Consider the following 506-nt stretch of genomic DNA (forward strand, 5'->3'; position numbering starts at 1 on the left):
ATCGGCCACGTTGACCACGGTAAGACCACTCTGACCGCAGCTCTGACTCGCGTCTGCTCCGAAGTATTCGGTTCGGCAGTCGTTGAGTTCGACAAGATCGACTCGGCTCCGGAAGAAAAAGCGCGCGGTATCACCATCAACACCGCTCACGTCGAGTACAACTCGAACATTCGTCACTACGCTCACGTTGACTGCCCAGGTCACGCTGACTACGTGAAGAACATGATCACCGGTGCTGCCCAGATGGACGGCGCGATCCTGGTTTGCTCGGCCGCCGATGGTCCGATGCCACAAACCCGTGAGCACATCCTGCTGTCCCGTCAGGTAGGCGTTCCGTACATCGTGGTCTTCCTGAACAAGGCTGACCTGGTAGACGACGCTGAGCTGCTGGAACTGGTCGAGATGGAAGTTCGCGACCTGCTGTCCACCTACGACTTCCCAGGCGACGACACCCCGATCATCATCGGTTCGGCTCGTATGGCGCTGGAAGGCAAAGACGACAACGA

Annotated in this window: 1 protein-coding gene; it reads left to right on the plus strand. The window is 58.3% G+C overall.

The genetic code is table 11. The annotated features are described in order from the left end of the window. Positions 1 to 506, plus strand: a 506-nt coding sequence (locus QSV36_RS14245) for a GTP-binding protein (protein WP_289132541.1), incomplete at both ends; no start/stop codon positions are given.

Origin of the sequence: Pseudomonas sp. BCRC 81390, from assembly GCF_030341915.1 — a bacterium.
In the GTDB taxonomy this organism is placed as follows: domain Bacteria; phylum Pseudomonadota; class Gammaproteobacteria; order Pseudomonadales; family Pseudomonadaceae; genus Aquipseudomonas.